This window comes from Microbacterium sufflavum, assembly GCF_023101165.1.
Classification (GTDB): domain Bacteria; phylum Actinomycetota; class Actinomycetes; order Actinomycetales; family Microbacteriaceae; genus Microbacterium; species Microbacterium sufflavum.
Window position 1 is genome coordinate 437,865 of sequence record NZ_CP078076.1, and the last position, 16,374, is coordinate 454,238.

The 16,374-nt window shown below is 70.8% G+C and carries 15 protein-coding genes; 6 read left to right on the forward strand and 9 right to left on the reverse strand.

The genetic code is table 11. From position 1 onward, the window contains the following. The 5 genes from cydC to KV394_RS02315 are packed head-to-tail and all read right to left on the reverse strand — an operon-like array spanning nucleotide 1 to nucleotide 6,485. Nucleotides 1–1,668: a thiol reductant ABC exporter subunit CydC gene (cydC, locus tag KV394_RS02295; protein ID WP_247982209.1), complete on the reverse strand. Its 1,668-nt coding sequence runs from the start codon at nucleotides 1,666–1,668 to the stop codon at nucleotides 1–3. Then, a complete protein-coding gene (gene cydD / locus KV394_RS02300) occupies nucleotides 1,665–3,332 on the reverse strand; it encodes a thiol reductant ABC exporter subunit CydD (protein WP_247982210.1) in 1,668 nt (555 codons plus the stop codon). Before cydD ends, cydC begins: the two co-directional genes overlap by 4 nt. Before the next feature lie 30 nt (nucleotides 3,333–3,362). Then, nucleotides 3,363–4,391 (reverse strand): cytochrome d ubiquinol oxidase subunit II, encoded by a 1,029-nt coding sequence (gene cydB, locus KV394_RS02305; RefSeq protein WP_247982211.1) that lies wholly within the window; start codon nucleotides 4,389–4,391, stop codon nucleotides 3,363–3,365. 14 nt (nucleotides 4,392–4,405) lie between these two features. Beyond that, complete coding sequence (locus KV394_RS02310) at nucleotides 4,406–5,821, reverse strand: cytochrome ubiquinol oxidase subunit I (RefSeq protein ID WP_136034689.1); 1,416 nt, start codon at nucleotides 5,819–5,821, stop codon at nucleotides 4,406–4,408. Then, nucleotides 5,808–6,485: a helix-turn-helix transcriptional regulator gene (locus KV394_RS02315; RefSeq protein ID WP_247982212.1), complete on the reverse strand. Its 678-nt coding sequence runs from the start codon at nucleotides 6,483–6,485 to the stop codon at nucleotides 5,808–5,810. The genes KV394_RS02310 and KV394_RS02315 overlap by 14 nt, the downstream gene beginning before the upstream one ends. A gap of 100 nt (nucleotides 6,486–6,585) precedes the next feature. Here KV394_RS02315 and radA point away from each other — a divergent pair, with 100 nt between their 5' ends. Beyond that, a complete protein-coding gene (radA, locus tag KV394_RS02320) occupies nucleotides 6,586–7,953 on the forward strand; it encodes a DNA repair protein RadA (RefSeq protein WP_136034686.1) in 1,368 nt (455 codons plus the stop codon). A gap of 15 nt (nucleotides 7,954–7,968) precedes the next feature. Here radA and KV394_RS02325 read toward each other — a convergent pair whose 3' ends face one another. The 4 genes from KV394_RS02325 to KV394_RS02340 form a co-directional block, all read right to left on the reverse strand. Next, on the reverse strand, nucleotides 7,969–8,379 hold the full coding sequence (locus KV394_RS02325) for a dehydrogenase (RefSeq protein ID WP_136034683.1): 411 nt from the start codon (nucleotides 8,377–8,379) through the stop codon (nucleotides 7,969–7,971). 353 nt (nucleotides 8,380–8,732) lie between these two features. Beyond that, a complete protein-coding gene (locus tag KV394_RS02330) occupies nucleotides 8,733–9,377 on the reverse strand; it encodes a hypothetical protein (protein WP_136045513.1) in 645 nt (214 codons plus the stop codon). Nucleotides 9,378–9,437: 60 nt separating this feature from the next. Next, nucleotides 9,438–9,938: an amino-acid N-acetyltransferase gene (locus tag KV394_RS02335; protein ID WP_136045512.1), complete on the reverse strand. Its 501-nt coding sequence runs from the start codon at nucleotides 9,936–9,938 to the stop codon at nucleotides 9,438–9,440. Between the two features lie 105 nt (nucleotides 9,939–10,043). Next, nucleotides 10,044–12,575, reverse strand: a complete 2,532-nt coding sequence (locus KV394_RS02340) for an ATP-dependent Clp protease ATP-binding subunit (RefSeq protein ID WP_136034677.1) — start codon at nucleotides 12,573–12,575, stop codon at nucleotides 10,044–10,046. A gap of 176 nt (nucleotides 12,576–12,751) precedes the next feature. Between KV394_RS02340 and KV394_RS02345 the strand changes: the two genes are divergently transcribed. From KV394_RS02345 to KV394_RS02365, 5 genes are all read left to right on the forward strand, one after another. After that, the gene (locus tag KV394_RS02345) at nucleotides 12,752–13,375 is read left to right on the forward strand and encodes a hypothetical protein (RefSeq protein WP_247982213.1); all 624 of its coding nucleotides are present in this window, start codon (nucleotides 12,752–12,754) and stop codon (nucleotides 13,373–13,375) included. Beyond that, entirely contained in the window at nucleotides 13,375–14,127 is a 753-nt protein-coding gene (locus tag KV394_RS02350) for a hypothetical protein (RefSeq protein WP_241115082.1), read from the forward strand. Before KV394_RS02345 ends, KV394_RS02350 begins: the two co-directional genes overlap by 1 nt. Continuing rightward, nucleotides 14,124–14,360: a helix-turn-helix domain-containing protein gene (locus KV394_RS02355; protein WP_247982214.1), complete on the forward strand. Its 237-nt coding sequence runs from the start codon at nucleotides 14,124–14,126 to the stop codon at nucleotides 14,358–14,360. Before KV394_RS02350 ends, KV394_RS02355 begins: the two co-directional genes overlap by 4 nt. Before the next feature lie 72 nt (nucleotides 14,361–14,432). Next, entirely contained in the window at nucleotides 14,433–14,774 is a 342-nt protein-coding gene (locus KV394_RS02360) for a hypothetical protein (RefSeq protein ID WP_136034667.1), read from the forward strand. Nucleotides 14,775–14,917: 143 nt separating this feature from the next. Further along, nucleotides 14,918–16,348, forward strand: coding sequence for a dicarboxylate/amino acid:cation symporter (locus KV394_RS02365; RefSeq protein ID WP_247982215.1), 1,431 nt, complete (start codon nucleotides 14,918–14,920; stop codon nucleotides 16,346–16,348). The last annotated feature ends 26 nt before the right edge of the window (nucleotides 16,349–16,374 follow it).

Genomic DNA, 16,374 nt, shown 5'->3' on the forward strand with positions numbered 1-16,374 from the left:
TCAGAGCGTGCGACCGCCGTCGAGCCGCACCACCCGGTCCACCGTTCCCGCGGGGGGATCCACGTGCGAGATCAGCAGCACCGTCTGGTCGCCCGCGGCGTCGAGCAGGTCGCGCAGCAGGGCGTCCGAGGCGTCGGGGTCCACGCCAGCGGTCGGCTCGTCGAGCACCAGCACCGGGAACCCCCGGAGCAGCGCACGGGCCAGGGCGATGCGCTGCGCCTGGCCGCCCGACACCAGCGACCCGCGGTCGCCCACCCTGGCGTCGAGGCCCCCGCGCTCGCGCGCCCACGCCCCCAGCCCCACGCGGTCGAGCGCGTCGAGGAGCTCCGCGTCGGTCGCGGTGTCCCTGGCGAACAGGAGGTTCTGCCGCAGATCCTCGTCGAACAGCTGCGGGTGCTGCTCGCACAGGCCGATCGTGCGGCGCAGCGCCGGACCCGACAGTGCCGCGGCGTCGCGCCCGTCGATGCGGTACTCCCCTGTCACGCGGAGGAACCCGACCAGCGCGGCCGCGAGCGAGCTCTTGCCCGCACCGCTCGGACCGGTCACGAGCACGCGCTCCCCGGGCCGCAGGTCGAGGTCGACGCCGCGCAGTGCCGGAACCCCTCCGGGCCAGTGCGCCGCGACCCCGCGGAGCGTGACCCGCGGTGTGCCGTCGAACGCGACATCCTCCCCCGCGTCCGTCCGCAGCTCCGACGGCATGCGCTCCGGCAGCACGTCCACGATGCGCTCGGCGCTCGCCCGCACGCTGCGCCACGAGGCCGCGGCGATCGGCACGGCCCCGAACACCTCGAACACCACCATCGGCACGAGCACCGCGACCGCGAGCCACGGCGCATCGATCGCCCCGGTCGCGAGTCCCGGCGCGGCCGCCGCGAGCGCCCACACCGACGCAGCCCCCGCCACGAGCGACACGGTGCCCGCGGCGACGGCCTGGGCGACCGAGGCCCTGCTCACGACCCGGCGCAGGGCGGCGTCGGCCACCCGGATGCGCTCGCGCGCCTGGCCCTCCGCCCCGTAGGCGAGCAGCACGTCGAGACTGCCGAGGTAGTCGACCAGTGCCGCCGACACCTCGGCGCGACGGGCAGACACGGCCGCCTCGGCCCGGGAGCCGAACACCCACCCGAGCCCGATCGCGGCGAGCGCGGCGACGACCAGGCACACGGCGAGGGTCAGCGCGGCCGCGGGCGACACGAAGGCGAGGAACCCCACGGCTCCCACGGCGACGAGCGCCGACACCGCGAGCGGCTGCACCACCCGCAACGGCAGGTTCTGCAGATTCTCCACGTCGTCGACCAGTGCCGCGAGCACCTGCCCCCGGTCGGTCGCGCCGAGCCCCGCGGGAGAGAGCGGGATGAGGCGGCGCACCAGGTCGGAGCGCGTCGAGGCCAGCTGCCGCAGCGCCGCGTCGTGCCCGCTGAGCCGCTCGAGGTAACGGGTCACGGCGCGGGTCACGGCGAAGAACCGCACCCCGACCACGGCCACCGACAGCGGCACGAGCGAGTCCACGATCGAGGCGCTCACGATCAGCCAGCCGCTCACCGCGAGCAGGCTCACGGCCGCGCCCGCCGACAGCACGCCCCAGATCAGGCCGGGCAGGAACCGCGCGACGGGCGGCTGCGCCAGGCGGAGAACCTCGCGCACCCGCCGGGCCCTGGTGGTCTCGCTCATGCGCTCACCCCCAGGGCGACCACGCGGTCGGCGATGTCGCGCGCCGACCGGCGGTGGGAGACCAGCAGCACGGTCGCTCCGGCGTCCGCCCGCGCGCGCAGCGAGGACCACAGCCGCTCCTCCGTGGCGGGGTCGAGCGCGCTGGAGGGTTCGTCGAGCGCGAGCACGGCGTGCGGCATCCCCGCCTGGCGGTAGAGCGCCCGCGCCACCGCGACCCGCTGCGCCTGCCCGCCCGACAGTCCGCTGCCCTGCACGCCGAGCTCTCGCGCGGGGTCGATCCCCTCGGCGCAGGCGGCGTCGAGCGCCCTCCGCACCCGCTCGGCATCGGGCTCCGGGTCGCCGAGGGCGACGTTGTCCGCCACCGTGCCGCGGATGAGCCCGGGCGACTGGCCCGCCCACGCCAGCCACTCCGACGACGCGAGGCCGCGGACGTCACGCCCGGACCACGTCGCCTCGCCCGCGAACGGCACCGCGCCCCGCAGGGCCGCCAGCAGACTCGACTTGCCCGCGCCGCTCGGCCCCTCGATGAGGGTGATGGTGCCGCGCTCGGCGGTGAACGACACGGGCGGCAGGTCGCGCACGCGCAGCTGCTCCACGACGAGGGCCCCGTCCGTGGGGGTTCGCGACTCCGGAGAACGGACGGCGGCTGCGCCGGGGACCGCGCCGGAGGCGCTCACCGCGGCAGGCGCTCCCGAGTCGTGTACGCCGGAGCCGTCGCCCCGCGCCTCGTCGAGCACCGCGAACACGTCCTCGGTCGCGGCGACCCCCTCCGCCGCCGCGTGGAACTGCACGCCCACCTGCCGGATGGGGAGGAAGGCCTCGGGCGCCAGCAGCAGCACGAACAGCCCGACCTCGAGCGTGAGCTCGCCCGACAGCAGCCGGAACCCCACCGCGACCGCGATGAGCGCCACCGCCAGCGACGACAGCAGCTCCATGGAGAAGCCCGACAGGAACGAGAACCGCAGCACCTTCATGGTCTCGCGACGGTAGTCGTCGGCGGTGGCCTCGATGCGGTCGGCCGCCCGGGCGTCGCGGCCGAACAGGCGCAGCGTCGACAGTCCCTGCACGGTGTCGGCGAACCGGGCGGCCAGTCGCTGCAGCGTCTGCCACTGCCGCTTCTGCACGGTGCGGGTGGCGATGCCGATCAGGATGAGGAACAGCGGGATGAGCGGCAGGGTGATGAGGGCCGTGAGCCCGCTCGGCCAGTCCTGCCACCACATGACCGCGACCAGCACGGGTGTCGCGATCGCCGTGAGCACCAGCTGCGGGATGTACCGGGCGAAGTAGGCGTCGAGCGCCTCCAGCCCGTGCCCCGCGGTCACCGCGAGCGCCGTCTGGTTCCGCTGCGCCAGCCACCCCGGCCCGAGGCGCCCGACGGCCGCCACGAGCGCGGACCGCAGCTGCATGCCCGTGCGCGCGGCCGCCCGTGTGCCCGCGGCGTCGGACGCGGCGATCAGCAGCCCGCGCACCAGGGCCGTCGCGAGCAGCGTGAGCAGCACCACGGTGACGTCTCGGCCGGCGATCGCTCCCGTGATGGCCTCGGTCAGCAGCCACGCGAACGCGATCGTGACCGCGGTCTGGGCGACGCCGATCACCGCGGAGGCCGCGAGGTACCCACGGGCGGCGGCCGCGTAGCGCAGCAGTCTCGGGTCGACGGGTTTCATGCGGGGGCGATCATCGGGGGCGGGGCAGGGTCACGCGTGGGCCGGCGCCCCCTCGATCGAGCTGCGGGTGACGCGCTTGCGGAACACCCAGTATGTCCAGGTCTGGTAGGCGATGACGAGCGGCAGCGCGATCAGCGCGGTCCAGGTCATGATCTGCAGCGTGTACGGAGCGCTCGACGCGTTCGCGATCGTCAGGCTGAACGCCGGGTCGATGGTTGACGGCATGACGAACGGGAACAGCGCGGCGAACAGCATCACCACGGCCGTCAGCACCGTGACGATGCCCGCGGTGAAGGCCTGGCCGTCTCGGCCCCGCAGCGACAGCACGATCGCGGCGATGAGCGACACCGCGGCGATGGCACCGGCCCCCGCGACCAGCCACAGCAGCGGCGCCTCCCGCCCCGCGGCGAGGAAGTAGGTCCACAGCACCGTCGCGGCGGCGGCGATCACGGTGGGCACGGCCGCGCGGGCGGCGAGCTTCCGGGCATCGGCGTGCACCTGCCCGTCGGTCTTGAGCGCCACGAACAGCACGCCGTGCAGGAAGAACAACAGCAGCGTGGTCACGCCGACCAGCAGCGCGTACGGGTTGAGCAGCGAGAAGAAGCCGCCGACGTAGATGTGGTTCTCGTCGATCGCGACGCCCTGCACGATGTTGCCGAAGGCGACGCCCCACAGCAGCGCGGGCACGACCGAGCCGATCACGATCATCCGGTCGAAGCCCTGCTTCCACTTCCTGCTCTCCCGCTGGTGGCGGTACTCGAACGAGACGCCGCGCAGGATGAGCGCGAGCAGGATGAGCAGCAGCGGCAGGTAGAAGCCGCTGAACAGGGTGGCGTACCACTCGGGGAACGACGCGAACAGCGAGGCGCCGGCGACGATGACCCACGTCTCGTTGAGGTCCCACACCGGGCCGATCGTGTTGATGACCTGCCGGCGGGAGACGTCGTCCTTGCCGAGGAACGGCAGCGACATGCCGACGCCGAAGTCGAATCCGTCGAGCACGAAGTACCCCACGAAGAGGAAGGCGACGATCCAGAACCAGAGCGTTGCGAGATCCATGATGCTCCTTCCTCTCAGTACACGACCGACGGCAGCTGAGCCGTCTCCTCATGGGGCTGTTCATCGGTGTCCGGCCCCTTCTGGGCGGCCTTCACGATCAACCGCACCTCGACCACCGCGAGGGCGGCGTAGATCGCGGTGAAGGCGATCAGCGAGATGAGCACCTCGACACCGCTGACACCGGGCGAGACGCCGTCTCGCGTGGACATCAGCCCGAACACGATCCACGGCTGCCGACCCATCTCGGTGAACACCCAGCCCATGATGTTGGCGGCGAGCGCGAGCGGGAACGACCAGATCGCGACCTTCCACATCCACGGGGCGACCGGCTTCTTGGCGTTCTTGCGGGTGACCCAGAGGCCGGCGACCGCGACGAGGGCGGCGGCCATGCCGAGGCCGATCATCCAGCGGAACGACCAGTACGTGACCCACAGGATCGGGGCGAAGTCGGTCAGGCCCGTGGCGGCGTAGGTCTGGGCGTACTCGGCGTTGAGGTCGTTGATGCCGTGCACGCACGCGTCGAGCGTGTGCGTCGACAGCAGCGACAGCAGGTACGGGACGCGGATGGAGAACAGCTCGGAGCTGCCGTCCGGCGTGCCGAGCGTGAACAGGCTGAAGGAGGCGTCCGGTCCGCACACGGTGTTGAACGTCGCCTCGGCGGCGGCCATCTTCATGGGTTGCGCGGCGTACATCGCCAGGCCCAGCTGGTCGCCGGTGAGCACCACGCCCGCGGTGGAGAAGATCATGGCCCACAGCCCGAACTTGAGGGAGACGCGCATGGTGTCGAAGTGCTGGCCCCGCGCCAGGTGCCAGGCCGAGACCGAGATGACGACACCGGCGGCGAACATGAGTGCGCCGAAGATGGTGTGCGGGAAGGCGGCGAGCGCCACGGGGTTGGTCAGCAGCGCCCAGAAGTCGGTGAGCTCGGCACGGTTGGTCGCCTCGTTGAACGTGTAGCCGACGGGGTTCTGCATGAACGCGTTCGCCGCGATGATGAAATACGCCGACAGGATGCTGCCGATCGAGACGCACCAGATGGTCGCGAGGTGCAGCTTCTGTGGCAGCTTGTCCCAGCCGAAGATCCACAGGCCGATGAAGGTCGCCTCGAAGAAGAAGGCGAGGAGACCCTCGAAGGCCAGCGGGGCGCCGAACACGTCGCCGACGAAGCGGGAGTAGTCCGACCAGTTCATGCCGAACTGGAACTCCTGTACGATGCCGGTGACCACGCCCATGGCGAAGTTGATCAGGAAGATCTTGCCGAAGAAGCGGGTGAGGTGGAGGTACTGCACCTTGCCGGTGCGCACCCACGCCGTCTGGAAGATCGCGGCCACCAGGGCCATGCCGATCGTCAGCGGCACGAAGAGGTAGTGGTAGACGGTCGTCAGCCCGAACTGCCATCGGGACAGGACGAGCGGATCAAGCCATTCCATGCGCGACTCCTCTTCGGTCGGACTGCTGCGTCGTGGTGTCGCGCAGCTGCACGGTGCACTCCGATGGGCTCTGAGCGTCGCGCACGCACGCGGCGACGAGCGGTCCCCCGGCCTCGGTCAGCACGCTCTGCATGAGGCCCAGATGCACCTGGCACAGGAGCGGGCGGTCTTCGGGACGGCCGGCGGCGTGCGGGCACGGGCTCAGGTCGACCGTCAGCACCCGGTCGTCGACGACCGGTTCGAAGCCGCTCTCCTCCAGGTGCTCGACCAGGGCGTCGAGCTGGTGCACGGCGTCGCGCCCGAGGGCGCTCGGGGCCGCGGAGGGCACCACGCTGCGCAGCAGGTCGCCGCGACGGGCCGCCGCCTTGGCCTTGTCCCTGGCGACCGGGCTCGATGCGTCGGACGCACCGGTCGCGGCGCGGTAGAGCGTGCGCGGGCGGCCGCGGGTGGTGCGGTGCTCCACCTCGGGGATCACGTAGCCGCCCTCGATGAGACGCTGCAGGTGCTCGCGGACGGTGTTGGCGTGCAGGCCGGTGGCCTCGCACAGTTCCCCGATCGTGAGGTGCCTGGACACACCGACCGCCCCCGCCTCGAAGAGCAGATGCAGGATGCGCACCCGGGAGTAGCTCGAGATCGGTCCGCAGACGGACCCGCCGTTGGACATGTCTTCATTATGTTGGCTTTTCCACGGGCTCTTGGGGCACCGGACCGTGAATAATCACCCGGGCGATAGGGATGTCTGATCCCGCCGATAGCCTGGGGGCATGGCCACCCGGAAACCCGCTCCCCCTGCGTACGTGTGCACGGAGTGCGGGTGGACGACGGCGAAATGGGTCGGCCGCTGCGGCGAGTGCCAGCAGTGGGGAACCGTGCAGGAGCAGGCCGCCCAGACCGGCATCCTCCGACGCGTGAACGCCCTCGCACCCACCGCCGATCGCGCCGCCCGACCGATCACGCAGATCACGACGCAGGACGCACCCCGGCGCACGAGCGGGGTCGGCGAGTTCGACCGCGTGCTGGGCGGCGGCATCGTCCCTGGCGCCGCCATCCTGCTCAGCGGCGAGCCGGGCGTCGGCAAGTCCACGCTGCTGCTCGAGGTCGCCGCGCAGGCGGCACGTGCAGGGCGGCGGGTGCTGTACGCGAGCGCCGAGGAGTCCCCCGCTCAGGTGCGGCTGCGCGCCGAGCGCACCGGCGCGCTGCACGACGAGCTGTACCTGGCGAGCGAGACCGACCTCGCCACGATCCTCGGTCACATCGACGAGGTGCAGCCGCAGCTCGTGATCGTCGACTCCGTGCAGACGGTGTCGTCGTCGCTCACCGACGGCGCGGCAGGACAACCCAGCCAGGTGCGCGAGGTCGCCGCGACCCTCATCCGCGTCGCCAAGGAGCGGGACCTGCCGATCATCATCGTCGGTCACGTCACGAAAGACGGGCAGGTCGCCGGCCCCCGCGTGCTGGAGCACCTGGTCGACGTGGTGTGCCACTTCGAGGGCGACCGGCAGACGTCGCTGCGCTTCATCCGCGCGCTCAAGAACCGCTTCGGGCCGACCGACGAGGTGGGGTGCTTCGAGATGACCGGCGACGGTATCGCCGAGGTGCCGGACCCGTCCGGCCTCTTCCTGTCTCAGGGGGCGTCCGAGCCCGGCACGTGCGTCGCGATCTCGCTGGAGGGCCGCCGGGCCCTGCCGGTGGAGGTGCAGGCGCTCACGGTGCCCAGCAACGCTCCGAACCCCCGGCGCATCGTGCACGGGCTCGACGCCTCGCGTGTCGCGATGGTGCTGGCCATCCTGGAGCGCCGGGCCGGAGTGCCCACCGGCAGCCTCGACGTCTACGTCTCCACGGTGGGCGGCGTGCGGTTCACCGAGCCCGCGGCCGACCTCGCGATCGCGATCGCGGTGGCGGGGTCGATCCAGATGATCTCGGTGCCGCGCACGGTCGCCGCCGTGGGCGAGCTCAGCCTGGCGGGTGAGGTGCGGCCGGTCACGCAGGCCGCGCAGCGCCGGACGGAGGCGGCGCGACTGGGCTACGAGCAGGTGGTCGACGACCGGTCGAAGACGCTGCGCGCCGCCCTGGGCGACATCCGCTCGCGGAACGCGGCCCGGCGTCCCGACCGCGACATCCCGCCGTTCTGAGCCACGGCGCAGCGATCAGGCGTCGAGCGCCTTGAGCAGCTCGACCGGATCCGCCTGCATGGGATGGGGACCGGCGATGTCGAGGAACACGGTCGTGATGGGGTGCGCGGAGAGGAACCGCCGCAGCCACGCCGCGTCGTAGATGCCCACACCGGGCGGCAGGTTGGCCGGCTTGTTCTTCGCGTCGCTGAAGAGCAGCAGCGCCAGGTCGCCCGTGTTCGGGTCGCGGTACGTCCACACTTCGCCGCCGTCGAGCGGGTTGTCGCGCGCACCGGGCTTGATGAGCGGGACGACGGTCGTGCCGTGCCGCAGGGCCAGGGCGACCGCGGCCACGTCCTGCTTCTCCAGGGCCACCGCCAGCGCCTCGGACCGGAAGTCCTCGGGTGCGGGCTTCTTCTTGCCGGACTTCGCCTTCTTCGCAGCCATGTCTCCAGCTTAGGCATCGACACGACGAGCGCGGCTCCACGGCGACCTCCGGCCGGCGCGGGAGAAAGATTGGGGCCCTCTCGAGTCCTCCATTGGGGACTGGGGTACTCGAGAGGGCCCTCGGACTCTCGAGCGGCGGTGTCGAAGCGCTGGGGACGCTGTAGTTCGACGCCACTGGGGATGGCTTATGCCGCATAGGCGGAGAGTCATGTCTATGGTATCCCAAAGAACGACTCGTGTCAGCACAAGAGGCCCTCCGACGCGAAGGTCGCCGCAATTCGGATCGGTTGCCGCAGCAGACGAAGCAATCCGAAGCCGCACGGCCGGATCGCCCGCAAAGCCGTAGCGTGCGGTCAGTAGAGCAGGAACTGCGCCGTCGTGGCGCTGGGGAAGCCGCCGATCGACACGGCCACATGGTACGACGCGCCGCCACCGGGCGCCCGCTGCCGGTTCTCCTGCGCGCACGTCTCCACGCTCGACCGGGTGCGATCCCACACCACGGGCTCCTTGCTCACCACGGTCGATCCGGCGGTGAGCGTCGCGATCATGCTGCTCGGGTTCTCCTGGCAGTCCGTCGACCGCCACCACACGTCCGCGCCGCTCGACACCGTGAACACCTGGGTGCTCGACCCCACGTCGATCGTGCAGTCCGTGGTGCCCTTGTTCGTCAGCGAGATCGACAGGCGCGGGGTGACGCCCGCCGCGTAGGTGTCGGCGTCGGTGACAGCCGTGACCTCGATGTCCTTCGCCTGGCAGGCCACGACAGCGGGCGTCTCGGAGGCGCTCGGAGTGGGCGCCGGGCTCGCGGAACCCGTGGGCGGCGGCGTCGTCTCGGTCGTCGCGGAGGACGTCGGCGCCGGGGTCGCATCGGTCGCGGCGGCCCAGGGGCGCGCGACCAGCAGCCACACCGACACCCCGATCACCGCGAGGACCAGGATCAGCCCGAGCAGCACCACCAGACGCCGACGACGGTAGACGGCGGCGGAACGACGGGGCATGGTTCCAGGTTAAGCGATCGACCCCCGCGATCCTGGGAGGCGTCGTGCGCCCGTCGGGCCTCAGAGCACCTTGAGCATCCGGGTGTTGCCGAGCGTGTTCGGCTTGACGTGCGCCAGGTCGAGGAACTCCTCGACACCCGCGTCTCCACTGCGCAGCAGCTGCGAGTACACGTCGGGATCGACGACCTGCTCGCCGATGGGGGTGAAGCCGCGGCGGCCGAAGAAATCCACCTCGAACGTGAGGCAGAACAGGCGCGTCAGTCCGAGTGCGCGCGCGTTCTCCTCCAGGCGCTCGACGATCGCGCGACCGATGCCGTGGTGCAGCCAGTCGTCGCGCACGAGCAGGGTGCGCACCTCGCCGAGGTCCTCCCAGATCACGTGCAGGGCGCCGCAGCCGATCAGCTCGCCTTCGGCCTCCGCCACCACGAACTCCTGCACCGCGCCGTACAGCACCGCCAGGTCTTTGCCGAGCAGGATGCGCTGCTCCACGAGCGGCTGGAGCAGGTTGCGGATGCTGACGATATCGGCGCTGCGGGCGGGCCGGACGATGTAGTCGCTCACCCGACCAGCCTAGAACCGCACCCTCCGTGCGCCTCCCAGACACGAGGAAGGGGCGGATGCCGCAGCATCCGCCCCTTCTCGTCCGGGCTCACGACCCGGGTGGGATCAGTCGTTGCCGGTGATCGCCAGGTCGGGCGTACCGGCGATGGCGCCGCCGCCGGTGTTGACACCGACCGCGACCTTCTCGCCGCGCGGACCGTGCTCGAACAGGAACTCCCCGTCCTTCGCGTCGACCTTCACGTGGTCGCCCGAGTCGAGCTCGCCGTGCAGGATCTTCTCCGACAGACGGTCCTCGATCTCGTGCTGCATCGCGCGACGCAGCGGCCGGGCGCCCAGAGCGGGGTCGAAGCCGATCTCGATCAGACGCTCCTTGGCGGCCTGCGACAGCTCGATCGTCATGTCGCGGTCGAGCAGACGCTCGCCGAGGCGCTTCGTGAACAGGTCCACGATCTGCACCAGCTCGTCCTTGCTCAGCTGCGGGAAGACGATGATGTCGTCGACACGGTTGAGGAACTCGGGCTTGAAGTGCCGCTTGAGCTCCTCGTTGACCTTGCCCTTCATCCGCTCGTAGCTGGTGGCGTTGTTGCCCTCGATCTGGAAGCCCACGGGACCGCCGGCGATGTCGCGTGCACCGAGGTTGGTGGTCATGATGATGACCGTGTTCTTGAAGTCCACGATCCGACCCTGACCGTCGGTGAGGCGACCCTCTTCAAGGATCTGCAGCAGCGAGTTGAAGATGTCGGGGTGGGCCTTCTCGATCTCGTCGAACAGCACCACGCTGAACGGCTTGCGCCGCACCTTCTCGGTGAGCTGACCGCCCTCTTCGAAACCGACGAACCCGGGAGGGGCACCGAACAGCCGCGAGACGGTGTGCTTCTCGCCGAACTCGCTCATGTCGAGCGAGATGAGCGCGGCCTCGTCGTCGAACAGGAACTCCGCGAGCGCCTTGGCCAGCTCCGTCTTTCCGACGCCCGTGGGGCCGGCGAAGATGAACGAACCGGAGGGGCGCTTCGGGTCCTTGAGGCCCGCACGCTGACGACGGATGGTCTTGGAGAGGGCCGCAATGGCCTCCTCCTGACCGATGACGCGCTGGTGCAGCGCCTTCTCCATGAAGACGAGTCGGCTGGACTCCTCCTCGGTCAGCTTGAACACGGGGATGCCCGTGGCCTGCGCGAGCACCTCGGCGATCAGGCCCTCGTCGACGACCGCCTGGGTCGCGACGTCGCCCGCACGCCACTGCTTCTCGAGGCGCAGCCGCTCGGCGAGCAGGCTCTTCTCCTCGTCGCGCAGCGACGCGGCCTTCTCGAAGTCCTGCTCCTCGGAGGCGAGCTCCTTCTGCTCGCGCACGGCGGCGATCTTCTCGTCGAACTCCCGCAGCTCGGGCGGGCTCGACAGGATCGACAGACGCAGGCGCGCGCCGGCCTCGTCGATCAGGTCGATCGCCTTGTCGGGGAGGAACCGGTCGGAGACGTAGCGGTCGGCGAGGTTCGCCGCGGCCACGATCGCGCCGTCGGTGATCTGCACCTTGTGGTGCGCCTCGTAGCGGTCGCGCAGCCCCTTGAGGATGTTGATCGCGTGCGGCAGCGTCGGCTCGTTCACCTGCACCGGCTGGAAGCGGCGCTCGAGAGCGGCGTCCTTCTCGAAGTGCTTGCGGTACTCGTCGAGCGTGGTGGCGCCGATCGTCTGGAGTTCACCGCGGGCGAGCAGCGGCTTGAGGATGCTCGCCGCGTCGATCGCGCCCTCGGCGGCACCCGCACCCACGAGGGTGTGGATCTCGTCGATGAAGACGATGATGTCGCCGCGCGTGCGGATCTCCTTGGTGACCTTCTTCAGGCGCTCCTCGAAGTCGCCGCGGTAGCGGGAACCGGCGATGAGAGAGCCGAGGTCGAGCGAGTAGAGCTGCTTGTCCTTCAGCGTCTCGGGCACATCGCCCTTGACGATCGCCTGCGCCAGGCCCTCGACGACGGCGGTCTTGCCGACGCCGGGCTCACCGATCAGGACGGGGTTGTTCTTGGAGCGGCGGGAGAGGATCTGCATGACCCGCTCCGCCTCCTTCTCGCGCCCGATCACCGGGTCGAGCTTGTTGTCGCGCGCGGCCTGGGTGAGGTTGCGACCGAACTGGTCGAGCACCGCGGAGCCACCCTGGGCGCCGGCGGGCGAGTCGTTGGTCTGCGCGCCGACCGACGCGGGCTCGCGCCCCGGAGCGCCGGACAGCAGCTGGATGACCTGCTGGCGCACCTTGTTGAGGTCGGCGCCGAGCTTGACCAGCACCTGGGCGGCCACGCCCTCGCCCTCACGGATGAGGCCGAGGAGGATGTGCTCGGTGCCGATGTAGTTGTGGCCGAGCTGCAGAGCCTCGCGGAGGCTGAGCTCGAGCACCTTCTTGGCGCGCGGCGTGAACGGGATGTGGCCGGTCGGCTGCTGCTGACCCTGGCCGATGATGTCCTGCACCTGCTCGCGCACGGCGTCGAGGGAGATGCCGAGCGACTCCAGCGCCTTGGCTGCGACGCCCTCGCCCTCGTGGATGAGGCCGAGCAGGATGTGCTCGGTGCCGATGTAGTTGTGGTTGAGCATCTTCGCCTCTTCTTGGGCGAGGACGACCACTCGACGGGCTCGGTCCGTGAATCTCTCGAACATGTTGACTCCTTATTCGCACGGGGCGAAGACGCATGAAGCGCTTGTACATCGAGAGTAACGACCAGGAATGCCGGGTATGCCCGTGTTCGCCGTGGGCATAGCGGGGGCTTGACCCGTTTATCGACAGTCGTTATGTTAACGAAAGTCGATAACCCCCCGATCTCCAGGAGGAGCCCATGCTCGCCACGGATAGACGACCCTCGCTCGCCGACGGCATCGCCCTCGGACTGATCGCGACCGGAGCCGTGAGCGTCGGAATCGGTGCGATCGTCGCCGTCGCCCAGGCCGCCGCCACCCTGTTCTCGCCGTCGCCGACGATCGCGATGCCCGTGCACGACGTCGACCTCACCGCCCTCGACGGCGTGGCCGGGATCGAGGGCGCCACCGTCGACTCCGCACTCGCCACCCTCACCGCGCCGCCCACCGCCGCCCGCTGGCTGCTGCTGCTGGAGACGGCGCTGCCCGCGCTCGCCACGGTCGCCCTGTGCGCGGTGGTCTGGTGGCTGGGCGTGTCCCTCATCCGCTCCCGCCCGTTCCGCGCCTCGCTCGGGTGGATGTTCGCGGTCGCCGCCTGCCTGCTGATGGCCGGCACGCTGCTCGGGCAGTTCGCCGGCGGCATCGGCCGGGCCGAGATCGTGAAGGATCTGGCCGCGACCGAACCCGGCGTCGAAGACGTGCTGTGGACGCTGCTCGTGCAGTTCGACCTGGCACCCGTGGGGTGGGCGTTCGCCCTGGCCCTCGTGGCGGGCGTGTTCGCCGTCGGCCGCCGCCTGCAGCGCGACACGGAGGGACTGGTCTGATGATCACGTTCGGCTCGGAGGCCGTCTGGCCCTCGCTGCTCAACATCGCGATAGCCCTCGCCGTCGGCGCCGCCGTCGTCGCCCTCGTCGTCTGGAACAGCCGCCGGCGCGGCAGCCGCACGGTCACCCTCGATGCGGCGCTCACGCTGTCGGGATGGTGGGTGATCCTGTCGGCACTCGGCGCGATCGCGGTCGTCGTCAAGGCGTTCGCGGTCGACTGGGCGGAGCTGCACGGGCGGACCGTCGTCTTCCTCGACTGGCCCGCCGCCCTCCCCTGCTCCGAGTTCGGCGACGGTGCGCACACCGCCCTCACCTGCGGCGGCACGGAACTGACGGACTTCACCGTGGGCAACGCCTCGCTCGGACTCCGCCTCCTCGCCGCGGCGGCACAGCTCAGCAGCCTGGCGCTCGCCACGGTGCCCGCCGTGGTCCTCGCCCTCATCTGCTTCCACACGCTGCGCGGGCGCGCGTTCTCCCTGGTCGTGACCCGCGCCCTGGTCGGCGGCGCGGTCGCGCTCGTGGTGCTCGGCGTGGCATCCGACCTGTTGAACGGGATCGCCGCCACGGCGGGTCTGCGGGAGGCCCTCCCGATCGGCAGCCCGTGGTACCCCGCGGCGTATCAGCTCACCGTGACGCCGCTGCCGTTCGCCGCCGCGCTCGGCCTGCTCGCCCTCGCCGCCGTGTTCCGGCAGGGCATGCGCCTGGAGCAGCAGCGCGCCGCCCTGGAGAAGGAGACGGAGGGGCTGGTGTGAGCCCGGCCGAGAGCGACGAGGAGTTCACCGGCATCCACTGCCGCCTGGACGAGCTGCTCGCCGAGCGCGGCATGAGCCTCACCGAGCTGAGCGCCGCGGTCGGCGTGAGCATCGTCAACCTGTCCGTGCTCAAGAACGACCGTGCCCGCGCGATCCGTTACTCCACGCTGCGGGCGATCTGCGAGGCGCTGGAGTGCGACGTGGGCGACCTGCTCGTGCTCGCGGCCCGCTGACGCGGAGCATGGATGCGCCTCCGCACGCAAGCCCCTTCTATGGATCTGCTGTGGCGCACTAGCGTCGTCCGCATGAAGAAGCCAGCACCCGCGGCCCGCCCGGCCGCCCGCCTCGCTGCCCTCGTGCCCGCCGTCGCGCTCGCCCTGTCCCTCGCCGCGTGCGGCGGACCGGCCCGCCCGTCGTCCGACGAGGTGGCCGAGGGGATCCAGAAGGTGTTCGCCGGCACGAGCCAGGAGCAGGCGATGACCGACGAGGCCGCCAGCTGCCTCGCCGACGCCCTGGTCGACTCCGAGCTGAGCGACGAGACGCTCACCTACATCGCCAACGGCGAAGACAAGCAGAAGGACGAAGCCGACAAGGCGCTCACGACGCAGATCATCACCGACAACCTGAACGAGTGCGTCGCGCCCTGACCCCCCGAACCCGGAGCATGACGGCTGCGGAGGGGCGGCCGTCATGCTTCGTCATATCCGCCCAGGGAATTCCCAGCCAGCTCTAGCGTTGAGCCTCATGGCGCGCATCCCGGCGCGCCGCGATCTCTGGAGTCCCCACCTCGATGAGCACCACCGCACGCGCCCAGAAGGCGCCAGACACCCGCGGGCCGGTCCGGAAGCTGCTGACCTCGTTCGGCTTCCAGATCATCGCCGCCCTCGTCCTCGGCATCGCCGCCGGCCTGATCGGCCGTCAGCTCGGCGCCACGGCCGAGAACCCCACCGGCCTGTCCGCCACGCTCGACACGATCGGCAGCTCGTACGTCACGCTGCTGCGCGCGGCGGTCGTCCCGCTGATCTTCACCGCGATCGTCGCGAGCATCTCCAACCTGCGCCGCGTGCAGAACGCGGCACGCCTGGCCGGTCAGACCATCCTGTGGTTCGCGATCACCGCGTTCATCGCCGTCATCATCGGCATCGGGCTCGGCCTCGTGATCCAGCCGGGCAACCGCGCCGGCGAGGGCCTCGAGCCCGGCGACCCCTACACGGTCGGCACGTGGTGGAACTTCCTCCTCGGCCTGATCCCCCAGAACTTCCTCGGCCTCACGGTCAGCACCTCCCCCGGCGCGACCGAGGGCGCGTTCACCTCCACGGTGGGCTTCAACATCCTGCAGGTGATCGTCGTCGCCGCGGTCGTCGGCGTCGCCGCCCTCAAGGCGGGCAAGAAGGCCGAGCCGTTCCTGGTCTTCACCGAGTCGCTGCTCAAGGTCATCCAGCGCGTGCTGTGGTGGATCATCCGCATCGCCCCGATCGGCACGTTCGGCCTCATCGGCTCCGCCGTCATCAAGTACGGCTGGGAGAAGCTCGCGTCGCTCGGCTGGTTCGCCGCCGCGATCTACATCGGCCTCGCTCTCGTGCTGTTCGTGGTCTACCCGATCCTCGTGCGCACGCACGGCCTGTCGATCAAGCAGTACTTCTCGGGCGTCTGGCCCGCGGTGCAGCTCGCGTTCGTGAGCCGCTCCTCCATCGGAACGCTGCCGCTCACGGAGCGCGTGACCGAGCGCAACCTCGGTGTGCCCCGCTCGTACGCCTCGTTCGCGGTGCCGCTCGGCGCGACAACGAAGATGGACGGCTGCGCCGCGATCTACCCGGCCATCGCCGCGATCTTCGTCGCCCAGTTCTTCGGCATCGAGCTGAACTTCGTGCAGTACCTGCTGATCGTGATCGTCTCGGTCGTGGGCTCCGCCGCCACCGCCGGCACCACGGGCGCGGTCGTCATGCTCACGCTCACGCTGTCGACCCTGGGTCTGCCGCTCGAGGGCGTCGGTCTGCTGCTCGCGATCGACCCGATCCTCGACATGGGCCGCACCGCGGTCAACGTCGCGGGCCAGGCGCTGATCCCGACCATCGTCGCCAAGCGCGAGGGCATCCTCAACGAGGAGCTCTACAACGCGCCGCGCGAGGGCCTGCCGTTCGCCGACGACTCGTCCGACGACGACGCCCCCGAGGCCGACGCCGCCTCGGACACCGCGCCGGAGCCGGCCGGCGCCCGCTGACCCGTCACGCCGGAACGCCCCGTCTC

Coding starts and splice junctions, on each gene's coding strand:
- radA (WP_136034686.1), top strand. CDS start 6,586: ATGGCCACCCGGAAACCCGCTCCCCCTGCGTACGTGTGCACGGAGTGC.
- KV394_RS02330 (WP_136045513.1), bottom strand. CDS start 9,377: ATGCCCCGTCGTTCCGCCGCCGTCTACCGTCGTCGGCGTCTGGTGGTG.
- cydB (WP_247982211.1), bottom strand. CDS start 4,391: ATGGATCTCGCAACGCTCTGGTTCTGGATCGTCGCCTTCCTCTTCGTG.
- KV394_RS02365 (WP_247982215.1), top strand. CDS start 14,918: ATGAGCACCACCGCACGCGCCCAGAAGGCGCCAGACACCCGCGGGCCG.
- KV394_RS02350 (WP_241115082.1), top strand. CDS start 13,375: ATGATCACGTTCGGCTCGGAGGCCGTCTGGCCCTCGCTGCTCAACATC.
- KV394_RS02360 (WP_136034667.1), top strand. CDS start 14,433: ATGAAGAAGCCAGCACCCGCGGCCCGCCCGGCCGCCCGCCTCGCTGCC.
- KV394_RS02315 (WP_247982212.1), bottom strand. CDS start 6,485: ATGTCCAACGGCGGGTCCGTCTGCGGACCGATCTCGAGCTACTCCCGG.
- cydD (WP_247982210.1), bottom strand. CDS start 3,332: ATGAAACCCGTCGACCCGAGACTGCTGCGCTACGCGGCCGCCGCCCGT.
- cydC (WP_247982209.1), bottom strand. CDS start 1,668: ATGAGCGAGACCACCAGGGCCCGGCGGGTGCGCGAGGTTCTCCGCCTG.
- KV394_RS02340 (WP_136034677.1), bottom strand. CDS start 12,575: ATGTTCGAGAGATTCACGGACCGAGCCCGTCGAGTGGTCGTCCTCGCC.
- KV394_RS02345 (WP_247982213.1), top strand. CDS start 12,752: ATGCTCGCCACGGATAGACGACCCTCGCTCGCCGACGGCATCGCCCTC.
- KV394_RS02310 (WP_136034689.1), bottom strand. CDS start 5,821: ATGGAATGGCTTGATCCGCTCGTCCTGTCCCGATGGCAGTTCGGGCTG.
- KV394_RS02325 (WP_136034683.1), bottom strand. CDS start 8,379: ATGGCTGCGAAGAAGGCGAAGTCCGGCAAGAAGAAGCCCGCACCCGAG.